We start from the raw sequence: 1,397 nt of genomic DNA on the forward strand, positions 1-1,397 counted from the left end.
GGCTCTTCGCTCGCATCTGTGGGTTTCAAGCGGTCTCCGCGAGGGCTCGCCCGGGGAGCGGTCGGGCGTAACCGGCCAGACAGAGCAGGATCATGGCGCGTAGGGCCTGGACGCTGCGGAAGCCGTAGGCCCGGCGGATGATGAGGCGGATCCTCGTGTTCAGCGCCTCCACGCGGGCGTTGGTGAGCTTGAAGGCCAGGGCGTTCGCGATGTCGGTACGTCGGGCGCGGATGGTGCGGGCCAGCTTCACGAACGGGGCCAGGCGGCTGCGCGAGGCCCACCGCAGCCAGGCGTCGAGCAGATGGACCCGCTCCGGCCCGCCCGGGGCGAACACGGCCCGCAGTTGCTCCTTGAGCAGGTAGGCGCGGTACAGGGGCTTGTTCGTCTCCTGGATCAGGGAGAGTTTCAACTCCTGCTTCTCGGTGAGGTTCTGCGGATTCTTCCACAGGGCGTAGCGGGAGTCCTTGAGCTGCCTGGCGGTCTCCTTCATGCCGGCGCGGCGGGCGGCGTTCCACACCTGGCGGCGGACCTCGTCCAGGGCGTCGCCGGCCCACTTCACGACGTGGAACGGGTCCAGGCACAGCGCCGCCTGTCCGGCCCGCTCGGCCACCACGGCGGCGATCCATTCCGCGCCGTCCGCGCTGACGTGCGTCAACTCATCGCAGCGCGTCTGGCCGAGCAGGTCGAAGAAGCCGTGCACCGTCGCCTTCGAGCGTCCCTCGGCCACATACAGCAGGCGGCCGCTGTCGTGGTCGACCACGACGGTCAAGTACCGCTGCCCCTTGGCGAAAGAGACCTCGTCGATGCCGATCCGGGTGACGCCCGCCAGGCGGTCGCCGTCCTGCCCGTCGCGCTCGGCCATCACGCGTTCCAGGACGGAGCCGACGGTGTGCCAGTTGATCCGCAGCAGCTGGGCGATCAGCTTCTTCGACGCCCCGGCCGCGAACCAGGCCACCGTCTCGTCGAAGGGGATCGTGTGGCCGGCGCCGTGCCTGGCCCATGGCACGGCCGCTATCACCACTCCGTGCCCGGGGCACGACACCCGAGGCAGGTCCGCCTCCAGGAAGACCGTCAACAGGCCATCATCCAGCGAGCGCCAGCGTCTGCGGCGGCCCCGGTCGTACAGCGGCGCCCGCTCCCGGCACACCCCGCAGCGCGGGCGGCGCTGCCAGCGGCGGTCCGGCCGCACCGACACGACCTTCACGGGATCGATCGGGTGAACACGGACCTCCTCGACCACCGTCCGCTCGATCCCGGCCGCCCGAACCTCTACCTTCGTCCCAGACACGCCGCACTCCTCACACGTCGTTTCCGATCTTGGCGATCAAGAAACTACGGAGGGTGCGGCGTTGTTCGTGCCACGACGCGAACCGACCCACACATCTGGGCGAAGAGCC

1 protein-coding gene is annotated in these 1,397 nt (G+C 69.8%); it reads right to left on the reverse strand.

Going from position 1 to position 1,397, the window contains the following annotated elements:
• Window positions 1–25 precede the first annotated feature (25 nt).
• Window positions 26–1,288, reverse strand: a complete 1,263-nt coding sequence (locus ABZV38_RS40440) for an ISL3 family transposase (RefSeq protein WP_356333966.1) — start codon at window positions 1,286–1,288, stop codon at window positions 26–28.
• Window positions 1,289–1,397: the final 109 nt, after the last annotated feature.

Source organism: Streptomyces sp. NPDC005181 (genome assembly GCF_040608395.1).
Classification (GTDB): Bacteria; Actinomycetota; Actinomycetes; order Streptomycetales; family Streptomycetaceae; genus Streptomyces.